The organism is Synechococcus elongatus PCC 11801 (assembly GCF_003846445.2).
Taxonomy (GTDB): Bacteria; Cyanobacteriota; Cyanobacteriia; order Synechococcales; family Synechococcaceae; genus Synechococcus; species Synechococcus elongatus_A.
The window spans coordinates 897,167-910,614 of sequence record NZ_CP030139.2 but is presented as its reverse complement, the minus strand read 5'-3'; the positions used below and the strand labels follow the sequence as shown (position 1 = coordinate 910,614).

Below are 13,448 nucleotides of genomic sequence, written 5' to 3'. Positions count from 1 at the left end.
CATGACTGTTGCCAGCTCTGCCGTCTCTAGTGCCCTAGATGCTCCGAAACTCGGCCTGCCGGTCACGATCATCACAGGCTTCTTGGGCAGTGGCAAAACCACTCTGCTCAACCACATTTTGACCAACCAGCAGGGGGTTAAAACGGCGGTTCTCGTCAATGAATTTGGTGAAATTGGCATTGATAACGAACTGATTGTTTCCACCGGCGAAGATATGGTGGAACTGAGCAATGGCTGCATTTGCTGCACCATCAATAGCGACTTGATGGATGCGGTCTATCGCGTCTTAGAACGCCCTGAAAAAATTGACTATCTCGTCGTCGAAACGACGGGTTTGGCAGACCCGCTGCCCGTGGCACTGACGTTCTTGGGCTCGGAACTGCGGGATTTAACGCGACTCGATTCGATTGTCACCGTTGTTGATGCTGAGAACTACAGTCTCGACTTATTCAATAGCCAAGCGGCTTATAACCAGCTGCTCTACGGCGACATCATTCTCTTGAATAAATGTGACTTGGTTTCAGAGTCTCGCTTGCAGGATCTGGAGACGAAGATTCGCGAGATTAAAGCCGATGCGCGCATTCTCCGCACGACTCAAGCCCAAGTGCCACTGCCGTTGATTTTGAGTGTGGCACTGTTTGAATCCGATCGCTATTTCGATAGCCGCGACCACAGTGATTGCGATCACGACCATGGGCATTGCACCCACGAAGAACATGATCATCATCACGCTGAGCACGAGCATCACGATCACTCAGCCTGCGACCACGAACATGGTCATTGCGAACATGATCATGACCACCATCACCACCATGATCATGCCGCCAATCACCTAGAAATTGATGGCTTTACCTCGCTCTCTTTCCAGAGCGATCGCCCCTTTGCGATTCGAAAGCTGCAGAATTTCCTTGATAATCAGCTGCCGATCAATGTATTTCGAGCCAAGGGCATTCTTTGGTTTGATGAAAGTGAAAAACGCCACATTTTCCACTTAAGCGGCAAGCGTTTCAGTATTGACGACAGCGAGTGGACAGGGCCAAAACGCAATCAATTGGTGCTGATTGGTCAGGGTCTGGACCATGCTCAACTCCAACAGCAGCTAGAGGCCTGTTTGACACTGCCAAGTACAACTCGCGGCAAAGGGTTTGGGCGCTAAACCATGACCGATTTAGATCAAACTGCGATCGCGCTCAATGAGGTTGCTGGCCTGAGTGATGAGCAGCATCGTGCCAAAATGCTGCGCCGCAAACAGGTGCAAGAACAGCGTTTGGCCAGCCGCGATCGCGAAAAAGGGCTGGTGATTGTCCACACCGGCGACGGCAAGGGCAAGACGACAGCCGCTCTGGGAATGGTGCTGCGGAGCCTCGGCCATGGCTATCGCGTCGCGATCGTGCAGTTCATCAAAGGCGCTTGGGAACCGGCAGAAAAAGCGGCTTTTTCAGTCTGGGGCGATCGCCTCGAATTTCATGCCATGGGCGACGGTTTCACTTGGGAAACCCAAGACCGGCAGCGAGATATTCAAAGTGCCCAAACGGCTTGGCAGACAGCCTTAAGCTACATCCGCAACCCTGATTTCCGTTTGGTGCTGCTGGATGAGGTCAACGTCGCCCTCAAACTGGGCTACCTAGCGCCCGAGCAAATTCTGGCAGGGCTGACCGAAAAGCCCGACGACAGCCATGTGATTCTGACGGGGCGCGGGGCGCCCGCCGCGATCGTGGAAGTGGCGGATTTGGTCACCGAGATGAAGCTGGTCAAGCACCCGTTCCGAGAGCAGGGTGTGAAAGCGCAAGCCGGTATCGAGTTTTAGACACTGCTAAACAGGCAGGGGCGATCGCGCAGCAGCAAGGGCGATCGCCAGCGGCAGGATCTTATGCTCTTCCACTTGGATCCGCTGCTGGAGACTGTCCACCGTATCGTCTGGTAAGACAGGCACAGCCGCTTGCACCAAAATCGGGCCGCTGTCTACATCGAGAGTGACTAAGTGGGCAGTACAGCCACTAATCCGCACCTTGGCCGCGATCGCCTGCTCCACCGCCCGAATGCCCTTGAAGCTGGGCAGCAAGCTGGGATGGATGTTGATGATTCGCTCCGGAAAGGCCTGAATCAGTGTTTCGGTGACAAGGCGCATCCAGCCCGCCATGGCGATCCACTCGACCCCGCGATCGCGGAATGCTGTAATGATTGCCGCATCCAAATCTTCTCGACTGGCAAACTGACGGTGATCCAAGAGCAGCGCTGGAATTCCCAACCGCTCGGCTCGTTGGCGCACGTAAGCTTCAGGATTGTTGTAAATCAGCAGCCGAATCTCAGCCTGCAGCTGACCTGCCGCGATCGCCTGTGCCAAGGCTTCAAAATTGCTGCCATTGCCAGAGGCCAACACCCCCAAGGCGATCGAGGTTGAGGACTCAGTAGGAGAGCGATCGGGCACGATGAGACTCGACATAGCCAGTCAATACAAGGTCTTTAGGAACAGACAGCATTGGGAGGAAAGCCAAGAGCGGCTGCACTCAGACTGAGAGTGCACAAAATAGCCCCAGTGTTTGCCAATTCAAGCGTCCTACGTCAGTTCAAGACGCGCGTTTCACTGAGCTCTGCTGCCGCATCTAGTTCATCCAGCCACTGCCAGACCAAGCGCAACAAAGCCTCCAGACCCCGGCGATCGGCACTGGAAATGCAGAGTAGCGGCACCGTCGTCAGTGCTTGAAATTCGGCTTGCCAGAAGCTGAGATCCTCATCGAGGACGGCATCAATTTTATTGAGAGCCAGAATCTGTGGGCGATCGCTCAAGCCGCGACCGTAAGCCTTGAGTTCTGCCTGAATCGTCCGCCAGTCTGCGATCGGATCTTCTGCAGTCAGGTCAACGAGGTGGATCAGCAAGCGCGTCCGCTCAATATGGCGGAGAAAATCGTGACCCAAACCGGCGCCCCGATGGGCTCCTTCAATCAAGCCGGGAATGTCCGCAAAAACGGTGCCATCGCCGGTTTCTCGGCGCACGACTCCGAGGTTGGGCACCAGCGTTGTAAATGGATAGTCAGCAATCTTGGGCTTGGCTGCAGACAGGACCGAGATCAGCGTCGACTTACCTGCGTTGGGCAGGCCAATCAGTCCCACTTCCGCCAGTAGCTTCAGCTCCAGCCGTAACTGCCGCTCTTCTCCTGGCAGCCCGGGCAGAGCATGTTCAGGTGCGCGATTGCTGTTGCTGAGAAAATGCTGGTTGCCTAGGCCGCCCTTACCGCCCTGCGCCACCTTCAAGATTTGGCCTGCACTGGTGAGATCGCCGAGACATTCATCGGTTTCAGCGTCATAAACCGCCGTGCCACAGGGCACTTGAATGATCAGATCATCAGCGCTGGCACCGGTCATTCCCTTGGGGCCACCCCGCTCCCCATCCTGAGCTTTGAAGAGGCGGAGATAGCGAAAATCGAGCAGGGTTTGCAGTTGCTCCGTCGCAACCAAAATGACGGAACCCCCGCGCCCACCGTTGCCACCGGAGGGGCCGCCAGCCGGCACATATTTTTCTCGGCGGAATGCCACAATGCCATCGCCTCCATCGCCTGCTTTGACGCAGATTGTGGCGTGATCAATGAACTGCATGGCGTTGAGGAATCAAACTTCCATTTTAAGTGGTCGCTGCGATCGGTTGCCGGAGTCACGAGTGCTAAGCTGTTCCCGACCTTAGGCCGGGATTACAACGTGGCTGGCGTTGTTTTTGAAGAGATCGAGAAGCGTTTTCCAGAACAGGCCCGATCGCCCCAGAAAGGCGAGGTCGTGGTTCTGAATGGCATCAATCTCGAAATCGCCGACGGCGAGTTTATGGTCGTGGTCGGTCCTTCGGGCTGTGGCAAAAGTACGCTGCTGCGCTTACTGGCCGGGCTAGAAACGCCGACTCGTGGCCTGATTAAAGTGGGCGATCGCCGGGTGGATCGACTGCCTGCCAAGGCTCGCGATATTGCCATGGTCTTCCAGAGCTACGCGCTCTATCCGCACCTCAGCGTCTACGACAACTTGGCTTTTGGACTGCGGCGGCAGGGCGATCGCCCTTGGTGGCAACAGCAACTGGCTCTCGCGACGCGATCGCTGCCGAAATCCTTGCAGTATGAACCGGAGCAAGAAGCTCGGATCAAGCGACGGGTGCGGGAAGTGGCAACGATGCTGCAACTCGATACCTTGCTCGATCGCCAGCCCAAACAACTCTCGGGTGGCCAGAAACAACGGGTGGCCTTGGGACGTGCGATCGCTCGCAACCCCCAAGTTTTCTTAATGGATGAGCCGCTCTCCAACCTCGATGCCAAGTTGCGGGCAGAAACCCGGGCCCAGATTGTCTCGCTGCAACGACAACTGGGTGTGACGACGCTCTACGTCACCCACGATCAGACGGAAGCAATGACCATGGGCGATCGCATTGCGGTGCTCAACCGTGGCCATCTGCAGCAGGTGGCTTCACCGCTTGAGATCTATGAGCGACCCGCCAACCGCTTTGTGGCGCAATTCATTGGGTCGCCTCCAATGAACTTAATTCCAGTAACTGTACGGGCACCCCTGCAGCTCACGACCGAAAACTTCCGCTGTACCCTGCCGGAAGCTTGGGAACCGGTGCTGCGCCTCTACGATGGCCAAACAGTGGAGCTAGGGATTCGCCCAGAGCATCTTGAAGTTGGAGCGGCTGCTTCGAAGAACCTGCTGATTACTGTGACGGGCGTCGAAGCCCTCGGTAGCGATACCTTCATTGCCGGCGAACTGAAGGAGAGTGGCGTCGCGGTCCAGGCCCGCCTAGCGCCTCAACAACGCTGGCAGATGGGCGATAGCCTCTGGCTGACCTTTAAGCCTGATCAGGTGCATCTGTTTGATTTAGAAACTGGAAAAGCAATTCGTCCTAGCTAGGTCTGTGCCAGCTCTGCGGAGCGACCGTCCACCCGCAATTCTGCGATCGCAGAAGCGCTAGTCTAGATCCCGCCTCCTCAAAACTTCTATGGCGCGTCGCTTTTGGAAACGCAGCCTGCAGCTCACTGCGGTGGGACTTCTGGCCGGTTGTGTTTGGTTTGGACTCCAGCCATTGCCCCTGCGCAAAGTCAACAACGGCGATCGCCTACCAACCGCTTCGAGTCAACCACTCCTCGGTCTAACGGGTTTACAGCGCCCCTTCAGTCTCTTGATCTTGGGGGTGGACCAAGTACCGGATCCGGAAGCTTCGCCCGAGGCGATGTTTCGAGGCCGCAGCGACACGATGCTGTTTGTCTACCTCGATCCACAACGGGGGCGATCGCTGGTGGTATCGCTCCCGCGGGATACCCGCACTGAACTACCGGGTTACGGCATCGACAAAATCAACGCGGCCAATGTCTATGGTGGGCCTGTTTTAGCAGCAGAAACCACCCAGAGCCTCCTCGGTAAAGTCACCGTTGATCGCTATATCCGGGTTGAACAAAGAGCGATCGCCCGATTCATCGATGGCATTGGTGGCCTGACCGTTACGGTGCCAGAGCGGATGCAGTATCGGGATGTGACCCAAAACCTGACGATTGATCTCGAAGCGGGGCAACAGCATCTCAGTGGCGATCGCGCTGTGCAGTTTCTCCGCTTTCGGCAGGATGGGCTGGGCGATGTCGGTCGTATTCAACGGCAGCAAGCCCTCCTGAAAGCGCTGCAGCAGCAAGTGCTCAACCCCCTTGGAATCCTGCGGTTGCCCCTCGGCCTTGCCCTGAGCCAGCCCTACATCGACAGCGATTTAAGCGGCGCAGAGGTGTTGGCGATCGCAGCTTTTCTTGCCAGCAATAAACCCGTCGAAGTCTCGACCTTGCCGGGGCAGCCCAGCGGCAGTAGCTACGCGATTAGCTATTGGCTGCCGGACTACAACGCGATCGATGACTGGGTGGCCCAAGAGATTACACCGTCCCCCCTCTCGAGCAGTGGTTGGGATTGGTTCAAAACGGAGGTTGGCCGTTTTCTGCCCTTACCGCCCGCCGGTGCGGAAGCCAATTGATGCTCTTCCTAAGCAGGAGAGCCTAAGCGCTCAGCGGCGATCGCTGCAGTCGTGCCCCAAAGAAACCATCGCGATCGTGCCGATGGGGCCAGATGCGCAGGGTGCCGTTTGCTTCAGCCCAAGCTTGAAAAGGACTCTCTTCAGGGAGGGGAGCTAGTTGCCAATCGGAGTGGCGCTGCAAAAACTGCTCGATCACAGCTTCATTCTCGGCTGGATGGAGGGTGCAAGTGGCGTAGACCAAAATCCCATTGGGTTTTAGACAAGTGGCAGCAGCTTCGAGAATTTCTGCCTGCAACTGCGCCAGTTCCGCCACGCTCTCAGGGCTCTGCCGCCAACGACCGTCGGCATGGCGATGCAGCGTGCCTAAGCCCGAACAGGGAGCATCCACTAAAACGCGATCGGCCTGAATGCCATGCAGCTGGCGTCCGTCGATCGCACGGGTGGTGATGCTCTTCAACTGCAAGCGCTGGGCATTTTCTTGCACCTTACGCAGGCGCTTGGCGGATGGATCGCAGGCAATTACCTGACCGCGATCGCCTATCAATTCGGCCAAATGAGTGGATTTACCCCCTGGCGCAGCGCAGACATCCAACACGGTTTCACCCGGCTGCGGATCGACGAGGTGAGCAATCAACTGGGCACTGCTGTCTTGGACCATCCACCAGCCTTCGTCAAAGCCCGGGAGCTGTCGAATCGGGCCGGGCGGATCGATCAGTCGCAGGGCTTGGGGCAGTTGTGGATCGGGGGTACTGCGAATGGCCACGGCTTCCAGTGCTGCTTGCACCTGCGATCGCTCACAGCGCAGGGGATTGATCCGCAGGTCGATGCTGGGTGGCTGATTGAACCAGTGACAGAGAAATTCGGCTTCGTCCAAGCCCAGGCGATCGCTCCAGAACTGCACGAGCCAGTCGGGAAAGCTTTGGTGGATAGCCAAGGCTGTGACTGGATTGCTCGGTAGCGGCAGTGGATCGCGCTCTTCAGACTGGCGGAGATATTGGCGCAAAATCGCGTTGACGGCCCCAGCCAACCCCCCTAATCCCAGTTGTTTGGCGAGCTGCACAGTTTCCGCTACGGCAGCTGCTGTTGGAATCTGTTCGAGATAACGCAGTTGGTATAGCCCCAGTTGCAACACTGTTCGCAACACCGGAGGTTGCTGGGCTGCAGGTCGTTGGGCCAGCAGATCGATCAGGACATCCAAGGTGCGCTGGCGTCGCACACAGCCGTAGACCAATTCCGTCACCAGCCGGCGATCGGCTCCAGCCAAGCCCGATCGCTGTAGATGGCGATCGAGGGCAAGATCCGCAAACGCTCCGTCACGAATTGTCGTCAGGGTTTGAAACGCTACCCAACGGGCATTGCCCCGACTGGGACGCGGCAGAGTCGGGTTGCCAGCGGTAGCGGTGGAGACTGAGGCGTCCTTGTGAGTCAAATTCAATTCCTTCAGCTTCGAGCAGGTGACGCTGCAAATAATCACTGCCATGCCGCAGCGCAGACATGGATACTTCTCCCCGTGCATTGACCACCCGATGCCAGGGAATCGTGTCGGTCAGACTGGGCGCGACCCGATAGAGGGCATAGCCGACGACCCGAGGTTTTCCCGCTAGTCCAGCCAAGGTTGCGACTTGTCCGTAGGTGGCAACGCAGCCAACGGGAATTTGGCGAACCACTGCGTAAATCTGATCGTAGGTACTCACCTGGTGACAGAACAGCGCATCAGTATCAGGAATTTCGGTGATCAGAGATCGCTGGGATGAGGGCGGTCGCCTTTGCTGATCTTAGGGCGAGTTCAGGGGCGATCGTCACAATCCCAACAGTCAGAGACTGCGATCGGATGTCAAAATCAAGGACAACTCCTCCCTGAGCAGTGGCTTGGAACACTCTGCCCGACGCGACTGGAGACTCTATCAATGATGCTTCGATCGATCGCTCACACCCTCGTTTCTGCCCTTGGCATAAGCTTGGGCGCTGTTCTGCCCGCGATCGCCCAGACTCCTCCCCCAGCCACGCCTCCTTCTCCCCCGGCTCAGCCCCCGCAAATTCGGGAGTTAGCGAGAACCCCCTCCAAGTGCTACATCGGTCGTGATCCAGCCTCACTGACGCCTTACGACTGCGAGATCATCGCGATTTATACCAGCAAACAGCCCTACCCTAGCGGCGTCCAAATCAAATGGAGCTATGGCGGCCTCAGCGACTTCAGTCGATCGCAGACAGGCGAATGGCGTTGGTATGACCCGACGGGCAAGCGTTGGCTCGACACCCAGCCGACCTGGCTAGAACTCGAAGCCAGTGGTTGTTTCCGGTTCGGCAATATGTGCTTCGGTCGCGGCTTCCCGATCGTGCCGGAAATGAAAGCCACCACTCCATCGGCCAATCCGCCTAAAGCTGCTCCTCCGGCAGAACAGCCTCGCGGCACATCGACGCCTGCCACCTAGCCCGACCCTGCGCGTGACCCTGCTTCCTGTCTGTCCTGAACTCCACGCAGCCCTGACTGCGGTGCAATCAGCTGCCCAACTCTGCCAAACCGTGCGTCGCGATCGCCAAGCCACGGCTCTGTGCAAACCGGATCAAAGTCCGGTGACCGTAGCGGACTATGGTGCTCAAGCCCTGATTGCTGCGCATTTGAGTGAAACCTTTCCAGCCGATCCGCTGGTCGGTGAAGAGGATGCCAGTCTTTTGGCAGCTGATGTGCTGGATCAGATTACCGACTATGTCCGGCTGCAGCGACCACAAGCCTCACCTGATACCGTAGCGGCTTGGATTCAGCGGGGTAAAGGTCAACCCGGCGATCGCTTTTGGACTCTTGACCCAATTGATGGCACCAAAGGCTACGTGCGAGGCGACCAATACGCGATCGCGCTGGCTCTGATCGTTGAAGGCCAGGTAGAAGTGGCAGCGATTGCAGCACCCGCCCTTGATGGTCCGGATGGTGCGCTCTTTGCAGCGGTGCGGGGACAAGGCGCTTGGCAAATTCAGGGCGATCGCGTCATTCCCCTTCAAGTCAGCGATCGCCAAGCTACCGCTGCCCTCCGACTCGAAAGCGTGGAACGGGAGCATGGCCATCCCGCTTGGCAGGATGCGATCGCCACTCGGGCGGGATTAGTCACCCCGGCTCGGGCTGTCGATAGCTTGGTCAAATATGCGTTGATTGCCCGCGGCGAAGCGGACCTTTACTTACGGCTGGTCAATCCCGAGAGCGATCGCCGCGAGAACATTTGGGACCATGCAGCGGGCGTTCTCTTGCTACAGGAAGCGGGTGGCTGCGTCAGTGACCAAACCGGGCGATCGCTGGACTTTGGTGCTGGCAGTAAGCTCTTCAACAACCAAGGCATTGCTGCCAGTAATGCTGCCTGTCATGCTGCAGTTCTAGCGGCACTGCGGGCTCAAACCCCGCTCTTAGAACTGGTTTAATCTCCTGCTCAACCTCAAGGCCGGCAGGCTTGATGCAACTGGTCTAATTGACCTGTCGAGTGCAATAGCCAAGCTGCTCAATAAGCATTAAGCTTTGGTTTTCCAAGTAATCAGGCTAATAGCGGTACTGCCATAGCGGCGAGATTGTTTGAGTGTGAACCCAGGGGGAAGGGCGATCGCCCGATCAGGACGATGTTCTACCGCAATTTCTCCCTGAGTCTTCAGGAGCGATCGCTCAGCCAACAAAGCTAAAACTGGCTCATAGAGATCGCTGTCGTAGGGAGGATCGAAGTAGATCAGGTCGAAGGGCGCAGCCATCAGGGTGGCCAATATCCGGCAGACCTCTCCCTTCAACAGCCGTACCTCTTGGTCATCAGCTTGCAGCTTTTGCCAGTTGTGGGCGATCGCGCGACAAGCTTTCGGGGATTGCTCAATGCCCCAGACAGCGCTGGCGCCCCGTAATAGGGCTTCGCCCCCCATGGCCCCGCTGCCCGTGCACAGGTCAAGCCAACGACAGTTAGGAACGTGGAGTTGCCAGATGTTGAACACGGCATTGCGGACTCGAGCCGGTGTGGGTCGCGTGGTCAGACCAGCAGGGGTCTGCAGCGATCGGCCGCCCGACAGACGGATGCTCATGCCACTGGTTGGAGCTGGCTAGCCGCCACTTGTGCCACGAAGTTTGCCAAGAGCTGTAAGCCCGTCTTCGCGGATTTTTCCGGGTGAAACTGCACCGCCCAGAGGCGATCGCTGGCGATCGCAGCCGTTACCTGTTGAGATCCATGCTGTACGGTCGCTGCAGTCACAGCTGGATCGCTGGGAACCACGTGGTAGGTGTGGACAAAGTAGAACCAGGGATCTGAACCCAGATTTTGCCAGAGTAGACAATCAGGCTGTTGGAGCTGGAGTTGATTCCAACCCATATGGGGAATCACTAAGCCAGGCTCACTCCGAAACCGCTCCACTCGCCCCGACAGAATGCCTAATCCAGCCTCTTGACCTTCAGCACTGGACTCAAACAGTAGTTGCAGACCTAAACAAATGCCTAGAAAAGGCTTGCCGCTTGTCGCTGCTTGATGCAGTGGCTCAATTAACTGGCGATCGCGCAGGTGCTGCATGGCTGGATCAAACGATCCAACACCCGGCAGTAGGACTGCATCTGCCGCCAGAATCGTTGCCGGATCAGCCGTCACAATGGGATTGGCACCCGCTGCCTCTAACCCTTTGCATGCAGAGTGCAAGTTGCCCATGTCATAGTCAACCACGGCAATTTGAGGAGTGGAGGCCATGACGTTGCAGCTCAGCAGAAACAGAGTCGACTTTTATCTTAAGAGCCAATGGGAGCCAGTCGCTCTCAGACTTGCCCCTGGTGCAGGAATCGCCTAGAGTTTTAGCTTTGGCGGCATTTGCCTTTCGTAATGCACCGCTGGTTAGAGCTTTTGTTGTACTGCCGCCGACCTGCGTAGTCCGCAGTTCCTAGCCTTTATGCTGTTTCCGTTTTTTCCTGTGCCGCCAGCGTTTGTCCTTCCCGCTTTAACTGAAGGGCTGACGGAACAATCCTTGAGTCAAGTTCCTACCGATCCGAATCCAGCAGCAGAACCGCTGCCAGGTTTTACAACCAATCCTCCCACCACTCCACCACCGCGTCTGCGACCACTGCGACCCCTCCGTCCTAATCTGGCGCCGAATTTGCCGCCAGCCCTAGAGCCTGAAATTAGCCAGCCCCAAGAGATTCGCCCCCTACCGGGTCGGCTCGATTCAGTGCCGGTTTTTAATAGCAACAATCCTGAGATTGTCTCTGGTGAGGGTATTTTGCTCTCGACCCTGCCGCCTGAGGGCATGGTCAATGCGGAGGCCCATCTCGGCTATGCCTTTGAGGGGCGCTTCGATATTTTCACGCACCACATTTCCCGAGCTGCAACCCCAGAGCAGGTGCGGACGATGTTTCAGGGGGTTGTGCTCTACAACCCTAGCGATCGCCCAGTCACGGTGCAGGTGTTGAACGGCGCAACCTATCTGACGCGACCCGATGCGCTGTTCTTGCCCCTTGAGTCTTATCTGGAAGATTCTCGAGGCAGTGTGTTTTCGGGTCCTGGGAGCCGCGTTGTCAACGAAGTCCTGCGAGGTAACCGTCAGGGAGTTTTGCCGGAGTCGATCGTCATTCCACCGCGATCGCCCCAACTGCTGCTCAATCTGCCGATTCCAGTTGGGCCGCTGACCCCCTCATCCAACACGCGATCGCTACTGATGCGCTTGCAGAGCGATGGCAAAGTCTATGCCGCGAATGTGGCACTGTATGCCCCTCGAGATGAACAGGGCAACGAGCGAGCACCCAGCCTTGAGGACTATTGGACAACCCTGCAGACTGGATCGCTCGTCAAGCCTAATGATGCGATTCCCACTCCACCACGATCGGTCTTTTTTGTCAGCCGTCTGATCTATGGTCGAGTGGCGGGAGTGGCCGAAGGCTCAGTCTGGCGCACCACCGTCACCGACCCAAACAGCGACAAACTCACTATTGCGGGACCGGGCCGAGCGATCGCCTATCCAATCAGCACGTTGCCGCGGGGCACACTGGGAACCGAACAGGTGCAAAGCGCACCGATGTTAGCGCGCTATCCCTTCTCGGCCTATCTCTCCCATGGCAATTACGGGGTCGAGTACGACCTGACCTTCCCGCTGTTTAATGGCAGCGATCGCAGTCAAGCCGTTGCTGTCGTCTTCCATACGCCTGTCAAAACGGATGACGGGGGCATCCTGCGCTTCCTGCGAGAGCCTCCCGATCGCGTCTTCTATCGGGGGACGGTCCGCCTACAGTTTGAGAACGATCGCGGTCGTGAGGAAACGCGCTTTGTTCACATCGTGCAGAAGCGTGGCCAGCTTGGGGAACCGCTGATTATTTTGAATTTGAAGCCCCAAGAGATGCGCAAGGTGCGAGCCACCCTGCTCTATCCAGCTGATGCAACACCGCCACAGGTCTTTTCGATCTACACCCTCGACCCAGTCTCTGCAGGCCAACTGCAGCCGGTCATTCGCGATCGCGACCTCCGACGCTTTTGATAACTCAATAGACCGAGCCAAGGGTTATGAGTCACGCCGCCAAATCGGTTAAGGCTCGACTGCTGCTCTCTGGAAAAACACCCAGAGAACTGCGATCGCAGCCTTGCAAGCAATTAAAAGCCTACAAGCGGGAGGCTTAAAAAGATGGGCGATACTGGATTCGAACCAGTGACCCCTTCCGTGTGAAGGAAGTGCGCTACCACTGTGCTAATCGCCCGCAAGCTCTAATCTTACGGTGACTTTAGCGATCGCGCAAGCTCAGTCACCCTGGGGAAATTTCTGCCAAAGTCCTGTCGTATCGCGCAAGCTGCGGTGGTGTCCTTGTCCCAGAATGAGGTGGTCGAGCACGGGTAACTCCAGTGCTTGCCCGAGTTTCAGCAGTTGTTCCGTCAAACTGAGGTCGGCACTGCTGGGATCGACCTGACCGGATGGATGGTTGTGGGCCACGATCAAGCGGGTTGCCCCAAGTCGTAGCGCCTCTCGGAAAATTTCGCGGGGATTGGCCAAGGTTTCAGTCGCCGTGCCAATCGTCAACACCCGTTGGCCAATCAGATTGTGGCGGACATCCAATAGTAGCAGGGCAAAGCGTTCCTGCTCCGCCCACATTAGATCTGCACTGAGAGCTTTGGCAGCTGCTTCTGGGGAAGTAATCGGCAGGACTGTGTTGACATCGGTTTGATAAACCCGTTTTCCTAACTCGATCGCAGCCGCGATCGCCGTCGCCTTGGCCGGACCAATGCCGGGGATTTGCATCAGCTCAGCGACGGTAATTTGCCGCAGCACCCGCAGTGGTTCGCGCTGGTGTTGACCGAGCTGACTGAGCAAGAGTTGACCTAGCCCAACGGCTGATAGACCACCCGGCCCTTGTCCCGTTCCCAACAGAATCGCCAGTAATTCAGCCGTCGAAAGACCACTCGGCCCCGATCGCATCAGCCGCTCCCGCGGTCGCTCATCTTCGGGTAGATCAGCCACGCGCAAACCAGAAGTCGCCATAGGATTGCAG

14 protein-coding genes and 1 tRNA gene are annotated in these 13,448 nt (G+C 57.2%); 7 read left to right on the top strand and 8 right to left on the bottom strand.

What is annotated here, in order from left to right; all coding sequences use genetic code 11:
* Position 1: 1 nt before the first annotated feature.
* Complete coding sequence (locus DOP62_RS04335; protein WP_208673525.1) at positions 2-1,156, top strand: CobW family GTP-binding protein; 1,155 nt, start codon at positions 2-4, stop codon at positions 1,154-1,156.
* 3 nt (positions 1,157-1,159) lie between these two features.
* Complete coding sequence (gene cobO, locus DOP62_RS04330; RefSeq protein ID WP_208673522.1) at positions 1,160-1,807, top strand: cob(I)yrinic acid a,c-diamide adenosyltransferase; 648 nt, start codon at positions 1,160-1,162, stop codon at positions 1,805-1,807.
* A 6-nt stretch (positions 1,808-1,813) separates the two neighbouring features.
* Here cobO and purN read toward each other — a convergent pair whose 3' ends face one another.
* A complete protein-coding gene (gene purN, locus DOP62_RS04325; RefSeq protein ID WP_208673520.1) occupies positions 1,814-2,443 on the bottom strand; it encodes a phosphoribosylglycinamide formyltransferase in 630 nt (209 codons plus the stop codon).
* Positions 2,444-2,562: 119 nt separating this feature from the next.
* The gene (gene obgE / locus DOP62_RS04320; protein WP_208673517.1) at positions 2,563-3,594 is read right to left on the bottom strand and encodes a GTPase ObgE; all 1,032 of its coding nucleotides are present in this window, start codon (positions 3,592-3,594) and stop codon (positions 2,563-2,565) included.
* Positions 3,595-3,693: 99 nt separating this feature from the next.
* Here obgE and DOP62_RS04315 point away from each other — a divergent pair, with 99 nt between their 5' ends.
* Both DOP62_RS04315 and DOP62_RS04310 read left to right on the top strand, forming a co-directional pair.
* Entirely contained in the window at positions 3,694-4,881 is a 1,188-nt protein-coding gene (locus DOP62_RS04315; RefSeq protein WP_275937700.1) for an ABC transporter ATP-binding protein, read from the top strand.
* 88 nt (positions 4,882-4,969) lie between these two features.
* Complete coding sequence (locus DOP62_RS04310; protein ID WP_208673514.1) at positions 4,970-5,980, top strand: LCP family protein; 1,011 nt, start codon at positions 4,970-4,972, stop codon at positions 5,978-5,980.
* Between the two features lie 22 nt (positions 5,981-6,002).
* Here the strand turns inward: DOP62_RS04310 and DOP62_RS04305 are convergent, their stop codons facing one another.
* Both DOP62_RS04305 and DOP62_RS04300 read right to left on the bottom strand, forming a co-directional pair.
* Positions 6,003-7,358 (bottom strand): 16S rRNA (cytosine(967)-C(5))-methyltransferase, encoded by a 1,356-nt coding sequence (locus tag DOP62_RS04305; RefSeq protein ID WP_208677046.1) that lies wholly within the window; start codon positions 7,356-7,358, stop codon positions 6,003-6,005.
* Positions 7,294-7,674 (bottom strand): MGMT family protein, encoded by a 381-nt coding sequence (locus DOP62_RS04300; protein ID WP_208673512.1) that lies wholly within the window; start codon positions 7,672-7,674, stop codon positions 7,294-7,296. The genes DOP62_RS04305 and DOP62_RS04300 overlap by 65 nt, the downstream gene beginning before the upstream one ends.
* A gap of 213 nt (positions 7,675-7,887) precedes the next feature.
* Here DOP62_RS04300 and DOP62_RS04295 point away from each other — a divergent pair, with 213 nt between their 5' ends.
* Together DOP62_RS04295 and DOP62_RS04290 are read left to right on the top strand one after the other, a co-directional pair.
* Positions 7,888-8,412 carry a hypothetical protein gene (locus DOP62_RS04295; RefSeq protein ID WP_208673509.1) on the top strand — a complete coding sequence of 175 codons (525 nt, stop codon included), beginning with the start codon at positions 7,888-7,890 and terminating at the stop codon, positions 8,410-8,412.
* A gap of 13 nt (positions 8,413-8,425) precedes the next feature.
* Positions 8,426-9,388 carry an inositol monophosphatase family protein gene (locus DOP62_RS04290; RefSeq protein ID WP_208673507.1) on the top strand — a complete coding sequence of 321 codons (963 nt, stop codon included), beginning with the start codon at positions 8,426-8,428 and terminating at the stop codon, positions 9,386-9,388.
* An 87-nt stretch (positions 9,389-9,475) separates the two neighbouring features.
* On the opposite strand, the gene rsmD is transcribed toward DOP62_RS04290, so the two are convergent.
* Positions 9,476-10,024: a 16S rRNA (guanine(966)-N(2))-methyltransferase RsmD gene (gene rsmD / locus DOP62_RS04285; RefSeq protein WP_208673505.1), complete on the bottom strand. Its 549-nt coding sequence runs from the start codon at positions 10,022-10,024 to the stop codon at positions 9,476-9,478.
* Positions 10,021-10,674: an imidazole glycerol phosphate synthase subunit HisH gene (gene hisH, locus DOP62_RS04280; RefSeq protein ID WP_208673502.1), complete on the bottom strand. Its 654-nt coding sequence runs from the start codon at positions 10,672-10,674 to the stop codon at positions 10,021-10,023. The genes rsmD and hisH overlap by 4 nt, the downstream gene beginning before the upstream one ends.
* A gap of 196 nt (positions 10,675-10,870) precedes the next feature.
* Here hisH and DOP62_RS04275 point away from each other — a divergent pair, with 196 nt between their 5' ends.
* On the top strand, positions 10,871-12,445 hold the full coding sequence (locus DOP62_RS04275; RefSeq protein WP_370538873.1) for a DUF3370 domain-containing protein: 1,575 nt from the start codon (positions 10,871-10,873) through the stop codon (positions 12,443-12,445).
* A 145-nt stretch (positions 12,446-12,590) separates the two neighbouring features.
* Here DOP62_RS04275 and DOP62_RS04270 read toward each other — a convergent pair.
* Positions 12,591-12,662: transfer RNA gene (locus DOP62_RS04270), tRNA-Val, on the bottom strand.
* A gap of 41 nt (positions 12,663-12,703) precedes the next feature.
* Complete coding sequence (gene radC / locus DOP62_RS04265; protein ID WP_208673499.1) at positions 12,704-13,438, bottom strand: RadC family protein; 735 nt, start codon at positions 13,436-13,438, stop codon at positions 12,704-12,706.
* Positions 13,439-13,448: the final 10 nt, after the last annotated feature.

Bases quoted from the DNA above. Each gene is read 5' to 3' on its own strand.
- DOP62_RS04335 (WP_208673525.1), top strand. From the start codon at position 2: ATGACTGTTGCCAGCTCTGCCGTCTCTAGTGCCCTAGATGCTCCGAAA.
- cobO (WP_208673522.1), top strand. From the start codon at position 1,160: ATGACCGATTTAGATCAAACTGCGATCGCGCTCAATGAGGTTGCTGGC.
- purN (WP_208673520.1), bottom strand. From the start codon at position 2,443: ATGTCGAGTCTCATCGTGCCCGATCGCTCTCCTACTGAGTCCTCAACC.
- obgE (WP_208673517.1), bottom strand. From the start codon at position 3,594: ATGCAGTTCATTGATCACGCCACAATCTGCGTCAAAGCAGGCGATGGA.
- DOP62_RS04310 (WP_208673514.1), top strand. From the start codon at position 4,970: ATGGCGCGTCGCTTTTGGAAACGCAGCCTGCAGCTCACTGCGGTGGGA.
- DOP62_RS04295 (WP_208673509.1), top strand. From the start codon at position 7,888: ATGATGCTTCGATCGATCGCTCACACCCTCGTTTCTGCCCTTGGCATA.
- rsmD (WP_208673505.1), bottom strand. From the start codon at position 10,024: ATGAGCATCCGTCTGTCGGGCGGCCGATCGCTGCAGACCCCTGCTGGT.
- hisH (WP_208673502.1), bottom strand. From the start codon at position 10,674: ATGGCCTCCACTCCTCAAATTGCCGTGGTTGACTATGACATGGGCAAC.
- DOP62_RS04275 (WP_370538873.1), top strand. From the start codon at position 10,871: ATGCTGTTTCCGTTTTTTCCTGTGCCGCCAGCGTTTGTCCTTCCCGCT.
- radC (WP_208673499.1), bottom strand. From the start codon at position 13,438: ATGGCGACTTCTGGTTTGCGCGTGGCTGATCTACCCGAAGATGAGCGA.